Annotated in this window: 19 protein-coding genes; 12 read left to right on the top strand and 7 right to left on the bottom strand. The window is 42.1% G+C overall.

The features are described from left to right. Positions 1 to 14: 14 nt before the first annotated feature. The 3 genes from FO447_RS13245 to FO447_RS13235 all read left to right on the top strand — a co-directional run bounded on the left by FO447_RS13245 (position 15) and on the right by FO447_RS13235 (position 7205). The gene (locus FO447_RS13245) at positions 15 to 1466 is read left to right on the top strand and encodes an AAA family ATPase (protein WP_118063380.1); all 1452 of its coding nucleotides are present in this window, start codon (positions 15 to 17) and stop codon (positions 1464 to 1466) included. 809 nt (positions 1467 to 2275) lie between these two features. After that, positions 2276 to 5494 (top strand): SusC/RagA family TonB-linked outer membrane protein, encoded by a 3219-nt coding sequence (locus tag FO447_RS13240; protein WP_200756741.1) that lies wholly within the window; start codon positions 2276 to 2278, stop codon positions 5492 to 5494. A gap of 40 nt (positions 5495 to 5534) precedes the next feature. Then, on the top strand, positions 5535 to 7205 hold the full coding sequence (locus FO447_RS13235) for a RagB/SusD family nutrient uptake outer membrane protein (protein WP_200756739.1): 1671 nt from the start codon (positions 5535 to 5537) through the stop codon (positions 7203 to 7205). A gap of 17 nt (positions 7206 to 7222) precedes the next feature. Here the strand turns inward: FO447_RS13235 and FO447_RS13230 are convergent, their stop codons facing one another. The 3 genes from FO447_RS13230 to FO447_RS13220 form a co-directional block, all read right to left on the bottom strand. Beyond that, on the bottom strand, positions 7223 to 7411 hold the full coding sequence (locus tag FO447_RS13230) for a hypothetical protein (protein ID WP_200756736.1): 189 nt from the start codon (positions 7409 to 7411) through the stop codon (positions 7223 to 7225). Positions 7412 to 7755: 344 nt separating this feature from the next. Next, complete coding sequence (locus FO447_RS13225; RefSeq protein WP_118416843.1) at positions 7756 to 7962, bottom strand: group II intron maturase-specific domain-containing protein; 207 nt, start codon at positions 7960 to 7962, stop codon at positions 7756 to 7758. A 459-nt stretch (positions 7963 to 8421) separates the two neighbouring features. After that, complete coding sequence (locus FO447_RS13220; RefSeq protein WP_437182721.1) at positions 8422 to 8919, bottom strand: PD-(D/E)XK nuclease domain-containing protein; 498 nt, start codon at positions 8917 to 8919, stop codon at positions 8422 to 8424. Positions 8920 to 9185: 266 nt separating this feature from the next. Between FO447_RS13220 and FO447_RS13215 the strand changes: the two genes are divergently transcribed. Together FO447_RS13215 and FO447_RS13210 are read left to right on the top strand one after the other, a co-directional pair. After that, the gene (locus tag FO447_RS13215) at positions 9186 to 9329 is read left to right on the top strand and encodes a hypothetical protein (RefSeq protein WP_153089775.1); all 144 of its coding nucleotides are present in this window, start codon (positions 9186 to 9188) and stop codon (positions 9327 to 9329) included. Then, positions 9326 to 9946, top strand: a complete 621-nt coding sequence (locus FO447_RS13210; protein ID WP_117588248.1) for a hypothetical protein — start codon at positions 9326 to 9328, stop codon at positions 9944 to 9946. Before FO447_RS13215 ends, FO447_RS13210 begins: the two co-directional genes overlap by 4 nt. 704 nt (positions 9947 to 10650) lie before the next feature. Here FO447_RS13210 and FO447_RS13205 read toward each other — a convergent pair. Together FO447_RS13205 and FO447_RS13200 are read right to left on the bottom strand one after the other, a co-directional pair. Further along, positions 10651 to 12348, bottom strand: a complete 1698-nt coding sequence (locus FO447_RS13205; RefSeq protein WP_118082171.1) for an ISL3 family transposase — start codon at positions 12346 to 12348, stop codon at positions 10651 to 10653. 198 nt (positions 12349 to 12546) lie between these two features. After that, entirely contained in the window at positions 12547 to 13833 is a 1287-nt protein-coding gene (locus tag FO447_RS13200; protein WP_055235773.1) for an IS1380-like element IS942 family transposase, read from the bottom strand. 954 nt (positions 13834 to 14787) lie between these two features. Here FO447_RS13200 and FO447_RS13195 point away from each other — a divergent pair. From FO447_RS13195 to FO447_RS13175, 5 genes are all read left to right on the top strand, one after another. Further along, entirely contained in the window at positions 14788 to 14931 is a 144-nt protein-coding gene (locus tag FO447_RS13195) for a hypothetical protein (RefSeq protein WP_006847677.1), read from the top strand. 2 nt (positions 14932 to 14933) lie between these two features. Then, a complete protein-coding gene (locus FO447_RS13190) occupies positions 14934 to 15554 on the top strand; it encodes a hypothetical protein (RefSeq protein WP_118139258.1) in 621 nt (206 codons plus the stop codon). A gap of 16 nt (positions 15555 to 15570) precedes the next feature. Then, complete coding sequence (locus FO447_RS13185) at positions 15571 to 15714, top strand: hypothetical protein (RefSeq protein ID WP_171479986.1); 144 nt, start codon at positions 15571 to 15573, stop codon at positions 15712 to 15714. A 550-nt stretch (positions 15715 to 16264) separates the two neighbouring features. Continuing rightward, positions 16265 to 16531 carry a DUF2442 domain-containing protein gene (locus FO447_RS13180; protein ID WP_200756734.1) on the top strand — a complete coding sequence of 89 codons (267 nt, stop codon included), beginning with the start codon at positions 16265 to 16267 and terminating at the stop codon, positions 16529 to 16531. 278 nt (positions 16532 to 16809) lie between these two features. Then, complete coding sequence (locus FO447_RS13175; RefSeq protein WP_437181778.1) at positions 16810 to 18003, top strand: SGNH/GDSL hydrolase family protein; 1194 nt, start codon at positions 16810 to 16812, stop codon at positions 18001 to 18003. Positions 18004 to 18051: 48 nt separating this feature from the next. Here the strand turns inward: FO447_RS13175 and xpt are convergent, their stop codons facing one another. After that, entirely contained in the window at positions 18052 to 18618 is a 567-nt protein-coding gene (xpt, locus tag FO447_RS13170; protein ID WP_200756732.1) for a xanthine phosphoribosyltransferase, read from the bottom strand. Positions 18619 to 19021: 403 nt separating this feature from the next. On the opposite strand from xpt, the gene FO447_RS13165 reads away from it, so the two are divergent. Both FO447_RS13165 and FO447_RS13160 read left to right on the top strand, forming a co-directional pair. After that, positions 19022 to 20479 (top strand): AAA family ATPase, encoded by a 1458-nt coding sequence (locus FO447_RS13165; protein WP_200756730.1) that lies wholly within the window; start codon positions 19022 to 19024, stop codon positions 20477 to 20479. 186 nt (positions 20480 to 20665) lie between these two features. Further along, on the top strand, positions 20666 to 21652 hold the full coding sequence (locus FO447_RS13160) for a YqiA/YcfP family alpha/beta fold hydrolase (protein WP_200756728.1): 987 nt from the start codon (positions 20666 to 20668) through the stop codon (positions 21650 to 21652). Positions 21653 to 21752: 100 nt separating this feature from the next. Here the strand turns inward: FO447_RS13160 and FO447_RS13155 are convergent, their stop codons facing one another. Continuing rightward, complete coding sequence (locus FO447_RS13155) at positions 21753 to 23060, bottom strand: nucleobase:cation symporter-2 family protein (RefSeq protein WP_234699008.1); 1308 nt, start codon at positions 23058 to 23060, stop codon at positions 21753 to 21755. Positions 23061 to 23104: the final 44 nt, after the last annotated feature.

Raw genomic sequence — 23104 nt, 5'->3', positions numbered from 1 at the left:
AATATGAGATAGATATGAAGGAGAATATTATAGGCAGAGAACAAGAGATTGGAAAGCTTGAGAACTATATTTCAAGCCGCAAATCAGAATTTATAGCCATCTATGGCAGACGCCGTGTAGGCAAGACTTTTCTTGTAAAAGAACTGTTCGAAAACAGATTTACATTCCGCATTACAGGCAAAGACAATGTTACAACCAAGGAGCAACTTGCGAGTTTCAGCTTCGCACTCAACGACCAGTTAGGCATAGAAACTGATGCTTCTAATTGGCCGGAAGCATTCCGGCTTCTGCAGAAAGCATTGGAAAAAATGCCAGAAGGAACAAAAATCATCTTCTTCGATGAACTTCCCTGGTTCGACACGTATGCCTCCCACTTCATCAGTGCACTGGAACATTTCTGGAACGACTGGGCATCATACCGCAGCGACATCAAACTGATAGCCTGTGGAAGTGCTACCACCTGGATGCTCAACCAGGTTATCAATTCACGGGGAGGGCTCCATAATCGCATTACTCACAACATTCTGCTCTCTCCCTTCAAGCTGCATGAAGTAGAAGAGTATTTCAAAGCACAGGGTTTTTATTATGAGCGCCCGGAAATCATTGAGTGCTATATGGCAATGGGCGGTGTAGCTTATTACCTGTCTCTTTTCGAAAACAACAAAAGTGTGGCACAGAATATCCAGCAGCTTTGCTTCACCCGTGGCGGCGAACTCACCGAAGAGTTTGACCGTCTGTTCAGTTCGCTCTTCAAGAAAGCCGACAACCATCTTACCATAGTTAAAGCCCTGAAAAGCAAAGGCAAAGGAATGACCCGACAAGACCTGCTGGACGCCACGGGACTGGCAAACAACGGAAGGTTCAGCCAGATACTCAAAGAACTTGAGCAATGTGATTTCATCCGCAGTTATACTCCTTTCGGCAAGTCGAAGAAAGATATGATGTATCAGCTCATAGATCCTTTCTGCCTGTTTTATTTCAAATTCATGCATAATAAGGGGGCATTCCTCGACAACTATTGGGTCAAGATGCAAACCACTGCAGAGTATGAATCATGGTGCGGTCATGCCTTTGAAATCGTATGCCTTCACCACATCAACGAAATTATCAGAGCTTTGGGCATAGATGGCAGCATCAATACCCCTTGTTCATGGTCTTACCGACCTACTGCCAAAGTTATGGCAGACGAGGAGGCAGACGAAGACCTGAAACGTGGAACACAGATTGACCTGCTGATAGACCGCTCGGATAAATCCATCTCTATCTGCGAGATGAAATATTGCAATGGGGAATATGAAATCAGCAAGGCATACGATGCCCATCTGGCACACCGCCTGAAGGTTTTCAAGAAAGTGACGAAGACCACCAAGACGCTCATACCAACTTTTGTCACCCCTCATGGACTGTATAATAATATGTATGCAAGAAAGATCAACAGACAGGTAACAGGAGACGACTTGTTTTGAAAAATGTGGGATTTCCAGTCAAAAGTCCTTAGGAAAATGTGATGATTTAACAGAAAAGTCCTTAGGAAAATGTGATAAATATACTTAAAAGTCCTTAGGAAAATGTGATTTTACTTGCGTAATTCACTGTTTATTAGCATCTTTGCCAAAACATAATTTTTAGCGTATGGAAAGACTACTTATACCCCAATTGTTAAAATGGAAAGACAGTCACGGAAGGAAGCCACTCATACTGGAAGGTGCAAGACAAGTTGGTTCGCACCAGTCTCTTGCCATACGAGAGAAACAACAGTTCAAAAACCATCAACATCCCCCTCTATATGCTCTTTGTTCTAGACAAAGAATTAAAGGCAGAACTTTCAAATGTGGTTTAAGTACGGGCTGAAGGCCCAGAAGCTCCTAGCCCAGGGCGTGTGGGGCGAAACTTGCGAAACTTCAGTATTTCAGAGAAAGCGGCAGTTTTTGACAAAACTGCCGCTTTCTCTTGTTTTTCATAAGCAAAAGTGTATAAAAACCGCATATTTATAATAAAATGTCGGGGAAAGTGCAACTTTTCTAGAAAAAAGTTTGGTGATTTCCTAAAAAATGCTTATTTTTGCAGCCGATTAAAAATATTATTAAAATTTAGTGAAGTTTGAGATACTTCCCTATATATAATAAGGTATGGCAACATACCCACCCCACCAGTTCGGAATAAGAGTTGGAGACAAGAAATGAGCCCCCAGGCTCAATAAAAGTTGGGAGGATATGTAGTGAGAAAGAAATATAAAACATTATATATTTATTAATTAATTAAACGAGAGAGATTTATGGAAAAAAGACTCATGACGTTTATTGCCTGCCTCTTCCTTAGTTTAGGAATGGCGTTGGCGCAAACTCAAGTTTCCGGTACTATTACCTCTTCTGAGGATGGAAGCCCAGTTATTGGTGCCTCTATCAAAGTAGCAGGTACCAATACCGGTACAGTTACCGATGTTGATGGTAACTTCTCATTGAATGCTCCTGCAAATGCTAAGTTGGAGATTTCTTACATCGGTATGATTGGTAAGACTGTAAAGGCTGGCAAGAACATGAAAATTGTTCTTGACCCAGACAATCATGCATTGGATGAAGTCATGGTTGTTGCTTTCGGTACTGCTAAGAAGAGTGCATTTACCGGTTCTGCAGCCGTGGTAGGTTCTGAGGAACTTTCTAAGAAGATTTCAACTAACGTAACTGATGCTTTGGTTGGTTCTGTGCCTGGCTTGCAGTTGCGTGGTACTTCTGGTCAGCCTGGTTCTGACAACAACGGCGTCAACATCCGTGGTATTGCCTCTATGTATGCAGCAACAGCACCTTTGGTTATTGTTGATGGTGCTCCTTATCCAGGTAACCTTTCTTCAATTCCAACTGAAGATATCGAGTCTGTAACCGTATTGAAAGATGCTGCATCTGCTGCACTTTATGGTGCTCGTGGTGCTGCTGGTGTTATCCTGATTACAACAAAGAGTGGTAAGAACAAGGACGCAGAGGTTACTGTTGACATGAAGTGGGGTTCCAACTCACGTGCTATCCCAGAATATGATGTTATCCGTGATCCAGGTCAGTATTATGAGGCTTATTATATGCAGTATAATAATTATGCATTGTCAAGAGGTATGGATGCAACTTCTGCAAATGCTTGGGCTAACAAAACGATGCTTAATCAGTTGGTATACAATTGCTACACCTTGCCAGACGGAGAGTCTTTAATTGGCACTGACGGCAAGTTGAATCCCAATGCAACTCTTGGCAGAACCATTACCGCAAACGGGCAGACTCTTTATTTGACACCAGACAACTGGGCTGATGCTGCTTACAAAAATTCGTTCCGCCAGGAATATAACATCAGTGTAAGGGGAGCTTTGGATCGTGGCTCTTTCTATGCTAGTTTAGGCTACTTGGATGACAATGGTGTTATCGAAAACTCTAGTTACAAGCGTTATAGTGGACGTATCAAGGCAGACTATCAGGCAAAGAAATGGTTGAAACTTGCTGCCAACGCTCAGTTCGTTCATTCAGACACAGAGCAGAACCCTAACTTGAGTTCTACTACAGGTAGCTCAGGTAACATGTTCTACTTTGTATCACGTATTGCTCCAATTTATCCTCTTTACATTCGTGGTGTCGATGAGAGTGGTAATCCTTACATTCTCACAGACCAATACGGTCACAAGAGATATGATTACGGTACTCCAGCTAATGGTTATGGTATGACTCGTCCATACATGGCTACTGGCAACCCTATTGCAGCCAACCAGTACAACAAGTGGAAGCAAGGTATGAACCAGATCAACGCCAACATTGCTGCGGACATCAGTTTTACAGATTGGTTGAAGTTGAATCTGTCTAGCACCGTAACATACGATGTGTTTGATTTGCACGACTATTTGAACTCTTTCGAGGGTCCTAATGCTGGTGCAAATGGTTCTTTGAAAAAGAGCAATACAGCGAACTTGAGAACAAACAATGTCCAGACATTGACATTCCTCAAGCAGTTTGGCAAGCACAATGTTGATGCATTGCTCGGACATGAATACTATCGTCAGAATGTGAAGTATCTTGAAGGTAATGCTCGTTATGAGTTCTCTCCATATATTCAGGAACTCTATGCGTATGCCAATCCTTATAGCAACACCTCATACCAAACCGACTACAACGTAGAAGGTTACTTCGGTCGTGCACAGTACAACTACGATGAGAAGTACTTCGCTTCTGCCTCTTATCGTCGAGACGGTTCTTCCTACTTTGCAAAGTCACATCGTTGGGGTAATTTCTGGTCTCTTGGTGCCGCTTGGATTATCAGCAAGGAAAGTTGGTTTAACGCTCCTTGGGTAGATAACTTGAAGTTGAAAGTATCTTACGGTCAGCAAGGTAATGATAACATTGGTAGCTTTGCTTATACCAATCTTTACACACTTACCATTGCAGGTACAACAACTATTTCTCCTTCATTCTACAGAGTAGGTAATGAAGATATCACATGGGAGACGACCAACAACTTCAACGTAGGTGTAGAGTTCTCGCTCTTCAAGAATAGACTGAGCGGTAACATCGACTTCTACTCCAAGAAGACATCCGACTTGCTTTTCTGGCTGTCTATTCCAGAGTCAAATGGTTCTCGTGGTTACTATGGCAACGTAGGCGACATTCGAAACAACGGTATTGAATTTGCCTTGACTGGTTCTATCATTCGCACACGTGATTTAGATTGGTCTGTAAGTTTGAATATGTCTCATAACTCTACCAAGGTTCTCAAATTGCCTGAGTCAAAGACAAAGGATTATGGCGGATTCTCTGAGGCAAACCCAACAAGAACATTCCAATATTGGTATCGTGAGGGCGGTCCGCTTTATAACGCTTTCTTACCTAAATATGCTGGCGTAAGCGAAGATGGTCAAGCTCTTTACTGGGTTGACGACGAGTTGCAGGAAGCAAATGCAGGAACACGCCCTGGTAAGAATATGAGTTCTACCACAACAGATTACTCTAAGGCTACCTATTATGAGATGGGTTCATTGCTGCCAAAGGTATTTGGAGGTTTCAGTACAAACTTTAGCTTCAAAGGATTTGATGCTTCCTTGATTTTCGACTTCCAGCTTGGTGGTAAGGTATATGATAGTGGTTACGCAGTTCTTATGGATAATGCATACAGTGCAGGTAGAGGATTGGGACTCCACAAAGATATCTTCAAGTCTTGGAGCGCAGACAATACTTCATCCAATATTCCTCGCTATCAGTATGGTGACCAGTATGTGGCATCACGCAGTGACAGATTCTTGGAAAGTGCAAGTTATCTCAACTTCCAATCATTTTCTGTAGGTTATACCTTCCCTAAAGGTATGATTCCACTGTTGTCTAAGCTTCGTGTTTATGTAATGGGCGAGAACCTCTGCTTCTGGTCTGCTCGTAAGGGTCTTGATCCTCGTTTCTCATACGATGGCTCAAGCAGCTACGGTTCTTACTCTCCAACTCGTAACATTTCTGGTGGCATCCAGGTTACATTCTAATAAGGAAAGAGTTGTTTAACTGATAAAATGAAATTTCAAAATGAACAAGAATATAATTAAATTCATTGCAGTCTCGTTGATGGCCACTTCATTGACGAGTTGTATAAAGGAGTTTGATGCAGAAAAGGGTTATGTTAGCCAGAAGGAGTTGGAAGAAGCGCCTAAAGCTTTTGCTTCTCTTGTTGATGCTATCACATCAAACCTTTCTGGAGAATACACATATAGTGGTTCTAGTCAATATGCAAACGACTGGGGCTATCCATCTATACTCATTCAGAATGACATTATGGGACAGGATATTGTGCCAGCCGATTGCTCTGGCTCAGAATGGTTTGCAACTTGGTATGCAGGTCAAGCTGAAGGTTTGGGGCCAAACTATGCTCTGTGTCAAATGCCTTGGACATATTATTACTTATGGATTAAGAACTGCAACACTGTTATAGCTTATCCTAATGGTGAGCCTACAGAAAGCCAAAAGGCTGGAGTTGGTCAAGCGTATGCCATGCGTGCAATGTTCTATCTCGACCTCGCTCGCATGTATAGCGCAAAGACTTATGCAGAGGACAAGAATGCATTGACTGTACCAAAGATAACAGAAGCTACAACAAGAGAGATGTCTACAAACAACCCTCGAATGACTAATGAGGAGGCGTTTAACTTCATCCTCTCTGATCTTGACAAGGCTGAGGAGTATTTGGCAGGATATGAGCGTACCACAAAGTATACACCTGACTTGTCTGTTGTATACGGTTTGAAAGCTCGTACATATTTAACGATGGAGGATTGGGTAAATGCAGAGAAATATGCCAAGTTGGCTCAGACTGGTTATCAAGTAATGACAGCTGATGAATATACCAGTCATACCGAAGGGTTTAACACTGCCAATGAGTCTTGGATGTTGGCAACTCGCAACGTTGCAACCAATACCAACATCAAGGATAATGATGGTGATGGTTCTTGGGGCGCAAAGATGACAACAGAGCAAGGCTCTGGCTGTGGCTATGGTGCCAACTATGGTTATCCTTTGTATATAGACCGCCACTTGTATGAGACAATTCCTTCAACAGACTGTCGCAAGAAGTGCTTCGTTGATTTTGCTGTTGATTCTTACACAGATGAAAACAGTATATTGGAAGCTTTAAAGGTGAATACAGACTATCCAGAATTACTTAAAGCCAACAAACATTCTTTGGGTGGTATTACCGCTAAATTCAAGAATGCTGGCGGTGCAGCTGGAGTAATGGATCAATATGTAGGTTGGTGTATGGATATCCCTTTGATGCGTGTGGAGGAAATGAAACTTATCGAGGCTGAAGCTGTAGGTATGCAAAGTGGTCGAGAAGCAGAAGGTATTCAGTTGCTTACCACCTTTGCTAAGACACGTGACCCTCAGTATGTATATGGCACTCACAATGAGGCATACTACAATACTTCTACCAGCAAATTCCAAAATGAAGTTTGGTGGGAGCGTCGAACAGAGTTCTGGGGAGAAGGTTTAGCTACTTATGATATCAAGCGCTTGAAGAAGGGTATCATACGTAGCTACGAAAACAGCAATCACCCTGAGTTGTATCGTTGGAATATGCAAGAGACTCCAGAATGGATGAATCGTTGCTTGCCAAGGGCTGAGACTTCATACAATACAGGAATCACTGAGAACAACCCTACACCATCTGCTCCTGTAGGTGATAGTCCGAAATATAATTGGTAATTTTTGTATTACGATAATTAAGGTGTGCTCACTCGCCGCTCGTCATAGAGCGCAGTGGGCACACCTTTTTTTATTTTTCTCTCCACCCGAAAAACATCCAAGAAAAAACTTCCTTTATTCCTTGCTTCATTCGACAGAAAAGCGTATCTTTCCTCTATAAAAACAAAGTAGCGTAAGAAAGAACTAGCCAATATAGTGTCTTCCATAACATTTATGGGCTTTCCCAAGAAGAAACGATGGCAATAGTATTTATACAAATCGGTTTTTGATGGAATATTTGAGAAACAAAGATTCTCAATACATGACAATATTTCTTATCCCGAACTGAGGTAAATACTGGCTCAGGAGAGATTGTCCGTGGATAATCGGTACCATGCTATCACTGCAATCGGTACCGCTTGTATCGCTGCAAATGGTACCAAGATTTCAGTTCTGCTGTCGAGTAAGTGGAGGGAATTTCACCCACCCTTCTCTCGGAACCATGCTTGACAGCCTCCCATCACAAGGCTCTTCGCACTTAACTCTTTTGTTCATAAGTTTATATTCTTTATTAACCTAGACGTGGATAGGGTACAAATCCCTTTACCCAGGGTAAAAACTCATTTCTGTTGTGTGCCGCATACTCCACAAGCCATTCATACGCTTTGCTAAACTTCTTACCCTTGGAGAAGCGCTTGTACTTACGCATCACCCATCGGATCAGTCGCTCATTGATGTACTTTAAAACCTTGCGGAACTCAGACGGCAATAGTAACATCCGATTTCGTACTCCTAAATGCCTCTACTTAAAATTTATGGCACATGTGCCACTTTTTTTAAGTGCAAAGATATGCGAAAGTAGAGTTCTAACCAAAAATTTTTAGATTTATTATACTAAAAAGGTGTGCGCACTAGCCGCTCTATCCTTAGATTATAGGGCATTCTTGCTATTGGACAGGTAACAAACCTGACCTCCCAGTTATCTGTCTTTAGAAGCAAAAAGTGGTAGTTTTACCACTTTTCGTCACTTTCCCATTTTCTCGTTCCCAAAAAATGACATAAATGAGTTCAGGAGAGATTGTCTATACACGGACAATCTCCCCTGAACCGAAATACTACAAATGAATTGTGACTTTGTAATCACTGCATGTAGATCGAAAGGCCAAACAATAGATGTCGTCGAAAATTTTCTTTTTATCTCTCTCAAACATTTTCGACCTGTATGGTTGAAACAGTTTTATACCTCCTCGCAAGCCACCATTTCCGCTCCGCGGTAGATAACCACCAGCATGTGGAGCTTTGTAGTCTTTACTGCTTCTCTGACCATATCACTGTCCGCATAGCGAGAGATTTGAGCTGAAGCCTCCTCGAAGAGCTTTTTTACTTGCTCATCTGTGGTTTGGCTCTTGCAATATTTCAACTCGATGATATATGAATCTACCATGTCCTTGTAGATGTCACAGAGCGGAGAGAGGAAGATGTCGGCATAGCCGCCGTCATTGTCCAGCTCAGAGATGGGGCGATAGAACTTGTTCTGGCTTGTCATCGCCAAGGTGAAGCCGTGCACGAAAGCCTCTCCCTTCTGCTTGTCTCGCTGGGAGGAGTACTTCTTCAGGCAGTCGGCGATATACTCAAAGTATGGCTTGTATTCTCCATGATAAGCCAGTTTACTCTCCAGTTTACCCTTGCTATATCTATCATATACCAAATCGTCCTGCTTGGATGAACTGGCCAATCTCTATCAACGAAGTAAACAACAATGCAGCAGTTAGAGACTACAACAATCCAAGTTGTACTGATGCATACAAATAAAAATCCGAACAAGATTTAAATATCAATAAGGTGTATCCTTCTTGCCCAACATGTCGGGCAAGCGGGATACACCTTTTTCTTTTTATCTCCCTCAGTCTCAAATATTTTCCAATAATTCCTTGCATCTTTCAGAAGAAAAGCGTATCTTTGCAGTCGAATAGTATTAATCCTTTAAAATAGGAGGTAAATATGGAATTATTTGATAGCAAAAGACAAGAAAGGATGCAAGCTGTAATCAAAGAGATTACTGCTAGCAAAGAAAATGCGATAAAGTTTCTTAAGGAAGCAGGCATCCTGCTCCCTGATGGGCAATTAGCACCACACCTACGATGAAAGAGTCTCTATATTCAAGAAGATCCAACCTTGTTGTTGGGTTTCATGGCTGTGACAAATCTGTAGTGGATGCAGTGATTGCTGGCAAAACAGAACTTCTTGCTAGCGCCAATGACTATGACTGGCTAGGCAATGGTATATATTTTTGGGAAAATAATGAAGATAGGGCCTGGCAATGGGCTAAACAATTGTCAACAAGAAAAAGCTCCAGTGTAAAAGAACCAGCCGTAATAGGTGCAATTATAGACCTTGGCTATTGTCTGGATTTAACAGATAGTTTTTATTTGCAAGAATTAAAAACTTCTTATTCTGTACTCAAAGAACTTTATGCTGATGCTAACATGCCATTACCTAGAAATGAAACAATTGGCAAATCAACAGATTTGTTGATTAGAAAATTAGATTGTGCTGTTGTTCAAACAGCCAGAAGAATTAATGCAAAAGCCAACCAGCATCCTTACGATTCCGTGAAGGGTGTATTTTGGGAGGGGCAAGAACTTTATCCTAATGCGGGATTTAGAGAAAAGAACCATATTCAGATATGTGTCTGCAATCCAAACTGCATCAAGGGATATTTCCTGCCTAGAGGTATTAATCCAGATTATCCTAATCCATAACTATTACTCGTTTGTAAAAAACTACACGAACAGTTACAGATAGTAACAGCCAAGGCGGGCTGAATGAGCAATGAGCCACATAGCTCAGGACACCGCACTAGGTGAAATATCGCTATGCAAACTACACCCTATAAGGGCAAAAGCTTTGGTATATAATATATTCCATCAGCATTCTGTACTTTGATCTGGGAAAGGGAAAACTATAATGTAATAAGGTATATCCTTCTTGCCCCATACATCGGGCAAGCGAGGATACACCTTATTCTTTTTATCTTCCTCACCCTAAAAAATTTTCCAGTAAATCCTTGCATCTTTCAGAAGAAAAGCGTATCTTTGCATAAGATTAGCGAGGGTGATTTACAAGCAAAAAGTGGTAGTTTTACCACTTTTCGTCACTTTCCCATTTTCTCGTTCCCAAAAAATGACATAAATGGGCTCAGGAGAGATTGTCTATACACGGACAATCTCCCCTGAACCGAAATACTACAAATGAATTGTGACTTTGTAATCACTGCATGTAGATCGAAAGGCCAAACAATAGATGTCGTCGAAAATTTTCTTTTTATCTCTCTCAAACATTTTCCCAAGGAGAAACGATGGCAATAGTATTTATACAAATCGGTTTTTGATGGAATGTTTGAGAAACAAAGATCCTTTACGCATAGGAACATGTTGGCTCTTCGCAAATTTTGGTGCACATAGTGCTAAAGCTTAAGCGCAACCTTTTTCTCCAACAAGGTGATGGAGGCTCGTCCTGCCATAATTCGTTTTACTGTTTTTATCTTGCATACCGTTCCTTCAAGAATTCCATTGTTCCATTTGCTGGTAATGGAATTCTTGATGGCCTGGTAGTCGTCAAGCAAACCCATGGCAAACTTTTCTATTCCATCCACCCCACATCCAATGGCCATATTTATCCATTTGTATAGTCCCATTTTGTTCTCTCCACTCAATATCCCTTGAAATGTGGAGACAAAGTATTTCAAATCATACATGTTTTTTTGTTGCATGAAAATCTTGACAGATTCCGTCTTTGGTCTTGAATTAAAGTGTACAATTGCGTTCCAAAGATCATGCTCTTCCATTCGTATGCTTTCTTTTGATAGAAATTTCCTCATTCTTTCTTTGTACTCCCCATATTCATTTTTCCATTTCTCCCTCAGAATGGACAGCAACATTTTCATTGCATACTTTTTCCCCGAACCATGAACGCCCTTGACCACACCTGAGTATTCCAAAGTCTTTTTCTCTAAGATTCTATCTGATATGTACTTCACATTTTTATATACCCATAGTTGGCTAGGGTTGAGAAAACTCTCATAAGTTGCATCTAGCAGTTTCTTAATCTCGCAACTGCTATAGCCTGTTTTGTCATGGATATCCTTTATAGAGAGCTCTTGATTTACATGCATTTGAAGACACAACTTCCGCTTAGCCAATGTTTTAGCTTTTTCCACGTCTTTACTCATTGAGTCCAAAGATGCATAAATACCTTGTAGCACCCAGGATTGATCTAAGACTGGAGGTTTGGGACCAATTTCACTTTTGTCCAACAAACGTTTTCTTTCATGCAAGAAGCGGCTTTGGACTTGTGGGAAAAGTGCTTTCGTCAAATTTTCCATAATATGGAATTTGTCTGCGACAACAGTTGCTGCAGGAAGAGCCTTCTTTATAGCCTTGATGTAACACTTGCCCCTATCGCGAGTGATGGTGGACACATGATGATAGAGGCTCAGGACTTCAGCGACCTTTTCGGAGTCTCTAGAATCAATCAATTCCAACACTTGACCAGTGTCATGATTGACGATGGCACTACCATACGAATAGCCTTTCCTTTTAGCAAAATCGTCTATACCAATGTTGGTTGCCGTCCTATCTGAAGCTAGTTTTATATTCTTGAGATGATTGATACATGTGTTGGGGCAGCAATGTATTCCCATATCCGACAATATTCTGGAAGCTGAGACTGATGACATCTGTAAGTGCACTTGGTTCATTAGTCTTGTACAGTCAATGGAAAATCTAGCATACTTGTTGAGCCAATCGGGCTGTTGCTCTGTAAAGAAATGACCATCGGCCTTACAGTGAAATTTACGCATATACAAAATCAGTGTAAAACGTTTTCCACCGAGCGGAGGCATGGTTACTTTCCTTTTTTGCCAGCCACGGGTATGATGTGTCTCGATATGGCAACGATCACAGCAAGCGCAAGTAGACTTGCTTTTTAGCGTCAGTGCCACTTCATCCTCTGTGATGGTATAGTTGATTATAACGAAATTAGCAAAGTGGGGGATGAGGAAAGCAACGAGGTTTTCTCCCACTTCAAAAGCATTTAATTTTAAATCCGTTTGGTTGTTTCCTAAATTTTCTGTACCTTTGCAAATGTTAGCGATTGTCTCCATTGTAAGTCTTATTTTTTGAACACTAATAAACCTCAAATCCGCAACCTATAGGGTTTAGTGGGATTTTGCTTGCAAAGCGACAAAATTCATTTTATTGTACATATTTCTTGCACAACAGAAATGTCGCAGACACAAAATCCCCTTACCCCATAAAGCGACTTGAGGTAATACGCTGGTTTAACCAGAAAAGCATGGTCTTTAACCAAAGTCTGTCTTGAACAGGTTGGCATAAGCATTGTTGTCTGAGTAAATATTCAATACATGCCTACGTGATGTCTTAATCCATTTCGCAGGAACAGAGATGAACTTGAAAACAAAGGTCTTGATTCTGCTGGTGGCACGCAATCCAAATTCATGGGTTTTCAATCTCTGCATAATAGCTTTGTAGAAGTTTCTGATGAGAGCTGTCATAAGCAGGAATACAGTATTCTGTGCCATGAACGATTTTGGCAATCGATTCCAGCCAAAGCCATTGTTCATGTCATCGAAGATGCGTTCCTTGCCACCACGAAGATTGTAGAATTCCACGATGTCTCTTGCACTCGACTTGTAATCGTTAGTCAGTATACATCTGTAGGTATATTCGCCTTCCCAAATGTCAAGGTCTCCATCTATTCGCCTTTGTCTCTGTATGACAAGACGATACGGTTTTCCTTTCCATTTCTCAACAAGGATGGAATTCAGCTCAAATTCAATACCGTTGATTTCAACAGTTTTCCATCCAGTCAAGGCAAACATGGAATCGTAGAAGGAAGAGCATCTGTTGGCACGAATATAAAAATGCCTGCAATGAGCCTCTACCATATCTACGATTTCCTCCGAGCATGAGCCGCAATCCATGCGGGCACGGGATATATATACTTCTGATGCCTCCAGTCGCTTGAAGATTCTTTCCAAAGTCTCTCTTTGGTTGAAGCGCACGTTTGTGTTGCCGTCTCTATTTTCAATACCGACAATCATGTCGTTAATGACTGCCACACCTGGACTATAGCCCAGGAACTTCTTGTAGGTTGGTTTTGCATCATGCTTCTCTGTTTCAATGAACTGATGGTCAAAGTCAAAATCATACTCTTGACCGGATTTCAATTGACCAGTAGCAAGCAGGGCTTTGATCAATAAGCAGTTCATCTTGTCTGCAGTATTGAAATCATAGGAGTTGCCAGAAGCAGATTTATAGGTGATGTTCTTACAAGTCAGTTCTTCGATAGCACGCAATATGGTGTCTGCGCTGCAAGTGCGAAGAGTTGGATGAAGAGACAAATGTTTCATCAAGTGAGTTGTAACATCCTCAATACATGAGCCGCCACAAAGATATACGCACATCAGAGAGCGTAGAATTTCGCTATATTGATAACCAAACATAGTGCATCTCAATCCCAAGGTGGAATCTATGGTTTGAGCTAAAAGAGCATCAAATTGCTCCATAATAGAAAAAATTCCTCCAAAAGGAGTGAGTTTCTCAGATTTTATTTGTATCTTTGCCATGTCATATTAGAGTTTTGCTTGTCTTCTTTTCGCAACACTAAGGTAAGTGAAAATTCTGACATGGCAAAATCCTGGGCAACTTTTTGTTGCTCAGGCACTTATAAATAATGTTAAACTATAGTGTTGCGGAATTAAGGATAAACTTACATTTTTTGTCGGACAATCGCTAACATTTTATGTAAAACTTTCTTAAAGAATTCTGCAGTTGGGCATTATGTGCACCAAAATTTGCGAAGAGCCAACATGTTTTCTCAAATTAATTGCCACATTTGCCACGCTTATTATAAGTAGCTGATAATAAGATGATAACGGGTGGCAATAAGGGACTTTTCTATTGTCACCTTATTGCCACCTATTGCCACATTTCGCAAAAAACAGCGATTTTCGGGTGTTTTAGAGGCGTTTTGGGAGCTAAAAGGTTGAAAATATTGAGCAAAAACGCTTATTTTCTATTCAATTTTTCGTGTTTTTCTATGCTTTTTATCGAAAAACCTCCCACGATGCAGCAAAAATTACGTCCCGACGTAGCATTTGATACGTCCCGATGTAGCAACAGACGCGTCCCGACGTAGCTACAGATACGTCCGGACGTAATTTTTCGAAAAGATCTTTGGTATATTCCATTTTTATTATTATCTTTGCAGCGCAGTCCCGGTAAGGCCCTCTCCCAGATTATTCGATGCTGGTGATGACCCCGTTTTTTTTGTTTTTCTTTTTATTTCCCTCATTCTCAAACATTTTTCAATAATTCCTTGCATCTTTCAGAAGAAAAGCGTATCTTTGCAGAAGATTAGCGGCGCTCGGCAATCTGAAAGTAAACTTTCATTGCACTCGCTGGCATAATCTTTGCAGAAGATTAGTGGCGCTCGGCAATCTGAAAGTAAACTTTCATTGCACTCGCTGGCATAATCTTTGCAAAAGAAATGTTCAACTTTTAAAACAAGGAGGTAGAATATGGATTTATTTGATAGCAAAAGACAAGAAAGATTAGAGGCTGCAAGAAAGGCTTCTACTGCCAGTAAAGAAGCAGCACGTGCCTTTTTAATTAGGGCAGGAATTCTTTTACCTAATGGAGAAGTTGCACCACATTTGAGATAATTATGGATAAGTCTTTATATTCAAGGCGCTCCAACCTAGTAATAGGATTTCATGGCTGCGACAAGTCTGTTGTTGATGCCGTAGTTGCTGGTAAGACCGATCTTCTTTCCAGCACTAATGACTATGACTGGTTAGGAAACGGCATCTATTTTTGGGAAAATAATGAGGAACGAGCTTGGCAATGGGCTAAAGATTTAGCCAAAAGAAAGAACTCACAAATCAAAGAGCCTGCAGTTGTTGGTGCAATTATAGACTTGGGGTATTGTTTTGACTTAACAGATAGCACATATCTTCAGGAATTAAAGGCTGCTTATGAGTCTATGGTTACTGTTTATAAAGAATCAGGGATTGAATTACCGAAGAATACATCTATCGGAAATTCTACAGATTTATTGATTAGAAAATTGGATTGTGCAGTTGTACAAACTGCTTTAACATACAATCAGGATGCCAATGCCCATCCATACGATTCAGTAAAAGGAGTATTTTGGGAAGGACAGGAACTATATCCTAATGCAGGATTCAGAGAAAAGAATCATATTCAGATTTGTGTCTGCAATCCTAATTGCATCAAGGGTTATTTCCTTCCTAGAAGTATCAATCAGGATTATCCAAACCCATAATATAAAGAGCTAGAATATGGATTTATTTGATAGCAAAAGACAAGAAAGATTAGAGGCAGCTGCAAAAGCTGCTACGGCTAGCAAGGAAGCAGCAAAAGCTTTCTTGATTAGAGCTGGCATATTGCTGCCAAGTGGAGAAGTTGCCCCTCATTTAAGATAATAGATAATGGAAGAATCTCTATATTCTAGACGTTCTAATCTTGTTGTAGGTTTTCACGGCTGCGACAAATCAGTAAAGCGGCACTCGCCTTTTTAATTAGGGCGGGGGATGCTATTGGGCAGGTAACAAACCTGCCCTCCCTGTGCTTACTTGCTTCCTAAGGACTGCTCGAACAGATGCCTCTACTTAAAATTTATGGCACATGTGCCACTTTTTTTAAGTGCAAAGATATGCGAAAGTAGAGTTCTAACCAAAAATTTTTAGATTTATTATACTAAAAAGGTGTGCGCACTAGCTGCGCGAATTCAACAAGGTGGCTAAATCACCATTAGAAGAATGGGTTGAGCATAGAGCAGATATCTTCAATTATCGGTTTGACTGAAAATGAAATAAAAGAACTATAATATAATAAGGTGTATCCCCTCTGACCCAGATTTATAATCATGGATTCAAAAAACATGATATTGCTTTGATAGAATCTATTATTTCTGAGAATGAGGCGGTCATTATAGATAGATGGAAAGAATATTTTAATCAAAAATAAGATATTATGGAGCAATATAGAGTAAATCGCGTTTGGGTTGACGATGCCCATATTTGGGCAGAAACCCAAAATGGCTGGAAGGCTAACTATCCTTTCAGCCGTTGGAGCCGTCTTGCTAACGCCACACCTGCCCAGCGTAAGGCTTTCGTATTGAGCAGATATGGTATCCATTGGCCTGAATTAGACGAAGATTTATGCTTTGAAGGACTATTCGCAGATGCTGGCATATACAAACCGTCAAATGCAGAAGATGCTATTTATTATCAAGCATAATAATGCGGCTGAATAAGCGTAACGAGACGCCTCATCTGGCGCAAGGATACGACTGCGCTGGGGCAAAGATACAGATTAGGAGGTTCAAGCAGTCAGTATCTGAGGTTCTAGGAGACAGTATCTGAGGTTCAAGCAGTCTGCTTCTTGATGATTTCCACTAGGCTCGGCAGCTCTGCTGAGCCTAGTCAGCAGCTCTGCCGACAGCAGTCAGCAGGTCTGCCGAGCCTAGTGACAACACCTCATCAACATACAAATATATACTTTTAAAATACAACAAGGTGAAAAGATTTATAATGATACTATGCTTCATCTGCACATACACACTACAGATGGCGGCACAAACATGGATTGGAACTTGGGCTACGGCACCGCAGACTGTGGTGAAAGCGTTTATGCCCTATAATAACAACATGACAAACCGTTCGGTTCGCCAGATAGTAAAGGTAAGCGTAGGAGGCGACGTGATAAGACTGAAACTGAGCAACATCTACTCGATGCAACCCGTAGTGATACGCTCCATCTATATCGCCCACGCCAAAGACTCCTTCAAGATTGATGCCAAATCGGCTCAATACTTCAAGTTCGGCAACAGCTACAAGGCTACGATCCCTGCCGGCAGACAGATAGTGAGCGATGCCCTGAAGTTCAATCTCAAGAACCTGGAGCGCGTAGCCATCACCATCAACTACACCTCGGCTCCCGATGTGCCTACCGTTCACATGGGCTCACGTACCACCTCTTATATCATGAAGGGAGTAACCAATGCCCACTCCAACTTCGAAAAGGCTTTCCGCGAGAACCACTGGTACAACATCAGCGGCATCGATGTGTATACGATGAGCACCAACATGAGTGCCATCGCCATCATGGGCAACTCCATCACCGACGGCAAATGTTCTACGGATAATGCCCAGAACCGGTGGCCGGATGTTATGTCGGAGATGCTGCAGCTGAAACATAAGATAACCAACCAGGGTGTACTGAACCTGGGCATCGGCAACAACCGCGTAACCGTGCCGGGCGGTTTCGGGGCACTCGCCAAGGAACGCTTCGACCGAGACATTCTGATGCAGAGCGGCGTAAAGAAGGTTATTATCTTTGAAGGCATCAACGACATAGGTGCTGCCAAGAGCGGCAACAGCGAAACGGTAGCCCGCCAGATTATAGAGAGCATACAGGGAATGATGAGGAAGGCGAAGGCACGGAAGATGAAAGTTTATCTGGGAACTATCACCCCATTTAAGGGTGCCGGCTACTACAGCCACTTCCACGAAGCAGCCCGACTCTATGTAAACGATTGGATTCGAAGTCAGGCAAAGAAAGCAGATGGCATTCTAGACTTCGCCAAGCTGCTTCAAGATCCGAATGATGACAGAAGGATGAAGCGGGAATATGCCAGCGGCGACTGGCTCCATCCGAACCCGAACGGATACAAAGTAATGGGCATCTATGCCGCAGACATTATCAAATAAAAAAGCCGCCCTATTACAGGCGGCTTTTAATATATATAATAAGATGTTTTACTTCAAGACAATCTTGCAATCATCCAGGCTCTCTACGGTAGCGAGCGCCTCATAACGGATTCCCTCCTTGCGCAGGAAGTCACCACCATGCTGGAAAGCCTTCTCTATGATGAAACCCATCGCCTCAATCTTGGCACCAGCCTTCTCGCAAAGGTCCATCACACCCTTAGACGCATTACCGTTGGCAAGGAAGTCATCGATAAAGATAACACGGTCCTCAGGAGTAAGATAACTGTTGCTCACACAAACCGTATAATCGCGGTCCTTTGTAAAAGAGTGAACCACAGAGGTAATCATACCCTCCATAGTCTTAGGCTGCTTTTTCTTCACAAATACAACAGGAAGATTGGTCAGATAACCTACCATGATGGCAGGCGCGATGCCCGAAGCCTCGATAGTAATAATCTTGTTGTACTTGATGTCCTTGAAAAGGCGCACGAATTCCTTAGCTAAGTCCATCATCAGAATAGGGTCCATCTGATGGTTTACAAAGCTGTCTACTTTTAAGATTCCACCAGGAAAGCATCTGCCCTCCTGCATAATTCTTTCTTTCAGTAAATCCATTATGACTTGAACTTTAATATGGTTATTGGGTGCAAAATTACTACTTTTTTCGCAAACACGGAAGTTTATCGCCCAATAATTTTGTTTTGTCTGCAATTTACCGTAATTTTGCAGCAAAAATCATCGTGCAAGAGCAAGGAGTCACGGTCAACGAAAACTTTCCTCTCGTCATGAGCGCATAAAACATGGACACTTATACCTACTGGTTGCAAGGTTTCATCTATTATGACGATGCCACCCTCGCCGAGAAAAGCAAAACCTATAGGAAAAGTGTTATTCTTTTCTAGAAAATCAGCGAAAAGCAAGAAAATTCAATCGTTTTCGCTGATTTTCTAAGTAGTTTTTTTGGTATTATCCTAAAAAAAGCGTATCTTTGCAACCAACATTATAAAACTATCTTACAATGAGTTACGCAAATATCATAGGAAGAAATAAAGAGATAAACATACTCGATAGAATATACAAGTCAAAGAAATCTGAACTTGTAGCCATTTATGGCCGTCGAAGAGTAGGCAAATCTTATCTCGTAAGCGAATGCTTTGGAAAGAAGATTCTCTTCAAAGCAGTAGGTACTTATATTAAAGACGGAGACAAGGACTATGAGTCTTATCGTCAACTTCAACTTGCGCATTTCTATGATTCGCTAGTGATTGCAGGATTATCGACAAAGGAGTCGAAACCCACTTGTTGGAGAGAGGCATTTTTACTTTTGAGAAAAGTTCTGGAAGGAAAAAGAAACAGAAGGAAAATCATCTTTATCGATGAACTTCCATGGCTTGCAGGACCGCAATCATCAGAAATGATAGCAGAACTGGGATATTTTTGGAATTCATGGGCAGACAGTGAACGAAATATTATACTCATTGTCTGTGGATCGGCTACAAGTTGGATGCTTGATAATGTGATACATGACTATGGAGGTCTGCATGGAAGACTCACGGAAACCATCAAACTATTCCCTTTCACTCTAGCAGAATGCGAAAAGTACTACAAGAAAAATGGTTTTCATCTCTCACGCTATGAAATGTGCGTGAGTTATATGGCTATAGGTGGAATCCCCTATTATCTGGATAAGCTCCGCAACGACAGAACAATGACAGACAACATAGACAGCATATTCTTTGCTGATGAATTGATTCATCAGGAATTCAAAGATGTTTATACAGGACTTTATTCTAGCAAAGAAAAATACGTAGACATCGTCAAAGCTATTGGCAGCAAGTTCTATGGAATGACTCAATCAGAGCTTTCCAAGGCTACAGGTATCAAAACTGGAGGTACCCTGACAAAGCTACTTGACAACCTTAGAGAATCAGGAATTACGAGAGAGTATCCCCGCTATGGAAAGGAAAGAGTCGAAACCGTATATCAGCTAAAAGATTTCTTTTCTCTATTCTATCTGAGATTTGTTCATGGCAAACAAGTCAAACAAGGAGGATGGAACGCTATCCATGGGACAGCCACATTCTACACATGGGCTGGAGATACGTTTGAACTTTTGAGCATAGAGCATCTGCAAAACATACAAGACACTCTACGTATCCATTCGGTTGAAAGGAACTACAGTTGGTGTGGGAAAGCTGAAGACGGAAAAGGTGCTCAAATAGATTTAGTCATGGAGAGTAAAAGTACTCAAACAGATTATCTCTGCGAAATGAAATTTTCAACAGGTAATTTTACTATCACACAAGATGTCGAGGAGAATATACGTCACAAGATAGACGCTTTCGCAAATAGCAAGATGCATAACAAGACTCGCTCAATACAAACTGTTTTGGTGACAACAATAGGACTTAGTTCCAATATGCATGCAAGTATCATCAATCACCTGATAACTCTTGAGCAATTATTTCAACGATAAAATAGAAGAATAATAAAAGAGGACTGCCAGCGATGGGTGGTTCTCTTTTTTTAATGACCTCCAATGGTTAATTATCAATAATTATAAATACCTTTATTATATGCGTATTTATAATTTTAGTATCTTTGCACCACAAACTAAGTACAAATCGCTTAAGGAAATAGCAGTACATTAAACTATAAGAATATGAACCCATATATCAAACAATTCCCCGACCTCATGGCGGGCAAGAAAATCATGTACGTTCACGGTTTCCTCTCTTCTGCTCAGAGCGGCACCGTAAAGATGTTGCAGGAACTGATGCCGAATGCCACCCTCGTGGCTGAAGACATCCCGGTACATCCGGAAGAGGGCATAGAGATGCTGCAGAAGATGGCGGAGACTGAGAAGCCTGACCTCATCATCGGTACCTCGATGGGAGGCATGTATACCGAACTGCTGAAAGGATTCGACCGCATCCTCGTAAACCCTGCCTTCGAGATGGGCAATACGATGAGCAGCATGACCGGCAAGCAGGAATTCCAGAACCCGAGAAAAGACGGAGTGAACGAACTGATGGTTAACAAAGGCCTCATCAAGGAATACCGTGACTTTACCGAGCGTTGCTTCCAGGACATTACTCCCGAGGAGCAGCAACGTGTTTATGGTCTCTTCGGCGATGCTGATCCGCTGGTCCATACCTTCGACCTCTTCCACGAGCACTATCCACTCGCCATCCCATTCCATGGCGAGCACCGACTTATCGACAAGGTAGCATTCCACTATCTCTGTCCGGTTATCCGATGGATAGACGACAAGCAGAACGGCAAGGAGCGCCCTATCGTATACATAGACTTCGATGCCCTGCACGACAGTTACATGAAGGCAACCAGCTCGATGCACAAGGCTTACGAGATGCTGATAGAGCATTACAACGTATACATCGTAGCCCCAGCGCCAACCAACGACCATGAATACATGGCGAAGGTACAGACCTGGGTGGAGGAATATCTCTCTACCCCAGCCTACAACCACATCATCTTCTGCAACCAGAAGAACCTGCTCTACGGCGATTACTTCATCGACCCTAGCCCATGCGATGGTTTCATGGGTACGACGATAGAATACGGCAGCGATGAATTCAAGACCTTCGAAGAAATCATCACCTTCTTCGAAAGACTGGGAGGACAGTGATTTAGTTAATAGTTTATAGTTAACAGTTTATAGCAAAAAAGGTGCAACTCACTTTCTTACTTGTGAGTTGCACCTTTTTATATATAAATATCTTCACTTATTATGCCTTATCCAGATTCTTCGGCAACACGAGGTTCAGGATAACGGCGAGCAGGAAGACTACTGCCACACAGTTATCTGCAAAAACGGTGCGCACAATCTCTGGGAAGATGTTGAACATACCTGTTGCAGATGTGAATCCGAGACCAACGCTGAGCGAGAGGCTCACGATGACCATGTTGCGCTGAGAGAAGCCTGTACGCGCCATCATGCCGAAACCGGCAAAGAGGATGCTACCAAACATCATGATGGTACAGCCGCCCAATACAGCCTGAGGAATCGTAGTCAATACATAACCGATAGCTGGGAAGATACCACCGATAATCATGATGATGGCACCCATGGCAATGGTAAAGCGGTTCACTACTCCTGACATCGCTGCCAAACCCACATTCTGGCTGAAAGAAGTGATAGGAGTACAACCGAAAAGACCGGAAACCGAACTTACGAAACCATCGCAGCAGACTGCCGCTCCCATCTCCTTGGTCTTAGGATCACGCTTCAACGCACTGTTGCAGAGCGCAGAAGTATCACCAATCGTCTCTGTGGCAGAAACCAGATATACTGCTACCACCGAGAGAATAGCACCGATATTGAATTCAGGAGTGAATGGCAAAATCTTTGGCAAAGCTACGATAGAGAGACCAGAAAGTCCACTGAAATCTATCATTCCCATAAACAGAGCCAGAACATAACCTACCAGCAGTCCTACCAATACAGAGAGTGAACGCAAGAAACCCTTGGCGAAAATCTGACAAAGCAGACAAGCCAGCAAAGTGACAGAACCCACAACCCAGTTGTTCATGCTACCGAAATCAGCTGCACCCTGACCACCCGCAAAAGAGTTGGCACCAACAGGAAGGAGCGAGAAACCGATGGCTGTTACCACGGTAGCGGCTACTACAGGCGGAATGAGCTTGATCCAATACTTGGCGAAAAGTCCGAGTGTTCCTTCTACCAGACCACCAATGATGACAGCGCCTATCAAAGTACCCATACCATGAGCACCGGCAATGGCGATGGCAAGTGAAAGGAAGGTGAAGGAGATACCCATCACGATAGGAAGGCGAGAACCGATACGCCATACCGGATAAAGCTGCACCAAGGTACCGATACCAGCTATGACCATACAGTTCTGGATAAGCACGGCGCTCATCGAACTGTCCAGACCTATCGCACCAGCGAGAATCATGATTGGCGCAATATTGCTGACGAACATCGCCAGCACATGCTGAAGGCCAAATGGGAGTGCTTTACCTACGGGCACTCTGCCGTCTAATTTGTAGAGATTTTCTATTGACTGTTCCATTGTCGTTATAATAATTAGAGAATTTCCATTGTCCATCAATTCAG

Source organism: Segatella copri (assembly GCF_015074785.1).
GTDB lineage: Bacteria > Bacteroidota > Bacteroidia > Bacteroidales > Bacteroidaceae > Prevotella.
The sequence above is the reverse complement of the archived record's forward strand: the minus strand, read 5'-3'. Positions and strand labels throughout refer to the sequence as shown.

What these genes read in the sequence shown, in the direction of transcription:
- FO447_RS13180 (WP_200756734.1), top strand. Translation starts at nt 16,265, where the DNA reads ATGGAGCAATATAGAGTAAATCGCGTTTGGGTTGACGATGCCCATATT.
- FO447_RS13185 (WP_171479986.1), top strand. Translation starts at nt 15,571, where the DNA reads ATGGATTTATTTGATAGCAAAAGACAAGAAAGATTAGAGGCAGCTGCA.
- FO447_RS13190 (WP_118139258.1), top strand. Translation starts at nt 14,934, where the DNA reads ATGGATAAGTCTTTATATTCAAGGCGCTCCAACCTAGTAATAGGATTT.
- FO447_RS13195 (WP_006847677.1), top strand. Translation starts at nt 14,788, where the DNA reads ATGGATTTATTTGATAGCAAAAGACAAGAAAGATTAGAGGCTGCAAGA.
- FO447_RS13165 (WP_200756730.1), top strand. Translation starts at nt 19,022, where the DNA reads ATGAGTTACGCAAATATCATAGGAAGAAATAAAGAGATAAACATACTC.
- FO447_RS13230 (WP_200756736.1), bottom strand. Translation starts at nt 7,411, where the DNA reads ATGGAAGACACTATATTGGCTAGTTCTTTCTTACGCTACTTTGTTTTT.
- FO447_RS13225 (WP_118416843.1), bottom strand. Translation starts at nt 7,962, where the DNA reads ATGTTACTATTGCCGTCTGAGTTCCGCAAGGTTTTAAAGTACATCAAT.
- FO447_RS13200 (WP_055235773.1), bottom strand. Translation starts at nt 13,833, where the DNA reads ATGGCAAAGATACAAATAAAATCTGAGAAACTCACTCCTTTTGGAGGA.
- FO447_RS13215 (WP_153089775.1), top strand. Translation starts at nt 9,186, where the DNA reads ATGGAATTATTTGATAGCAAAAGACAAGAAAGGATGCAAGCTGTAATC.
- FO447_RS13245 (WP_118063380.1), top strand. Translation starts at nt 15, where the DNA reads ATGAAGGAGAATATTATAGGCAGAGAACAAGAGATTGGAAAGCTTGAG.
- FO447_RS13155 (WP_234699008.1), bottom strand. Translation starts at nt 23,060, where the DNA reads ATGGAACAGTCAATAGAAAATCTCTACAAATTAGACGGCAGAGTGCCC.
- FO447_RS13235 (WP_200756739.1), top strand. Translation starts at nt 5,535, where the DNA reads ATGAACAAGAATATAATTAAATTCATTGCAGTCTCGTTGATGGCCACT.
- FO447_RS13240 (WP_200756741.1), top strand. Translation starts at nt 2,276, where the DNA reads ATGGAAAAAAGACTCATGACGTTTATTGCCTGCCTCTTCCTTAGTTTA.
- FO447_RS13160 (WP_200756728.1), top strand. Translation starts at nt 20,666, where the DNA reads ATGAACCCATATATCAAACAATTCCCCGACCTCATGGCGGGCAAGAAA.
- xpt (WP_200756732.1), bottom strand. Translation starts at nt 18,618, where the DNA reads ATGGATTTACTGAAAGAAAGAATTATGCAGGAGGGCAGATGCTTTCCT.
- FO447_RS13205 (WP_118082171.1), bottom strand. Translation starts at nt 12,348, where the DNA reads ATGGAGACAATCGCTAACATTTGCAAAGGTACAGAAAATTTAGGAAAC.
- FO447_RS13210 (WP_117588248.1), top strand. Translation starts at nt 9,326, where the DNA reads ATGAAAGAGTCTCTATATTCAAGAAGATCCAACCTTGTTGTTGGGTTT.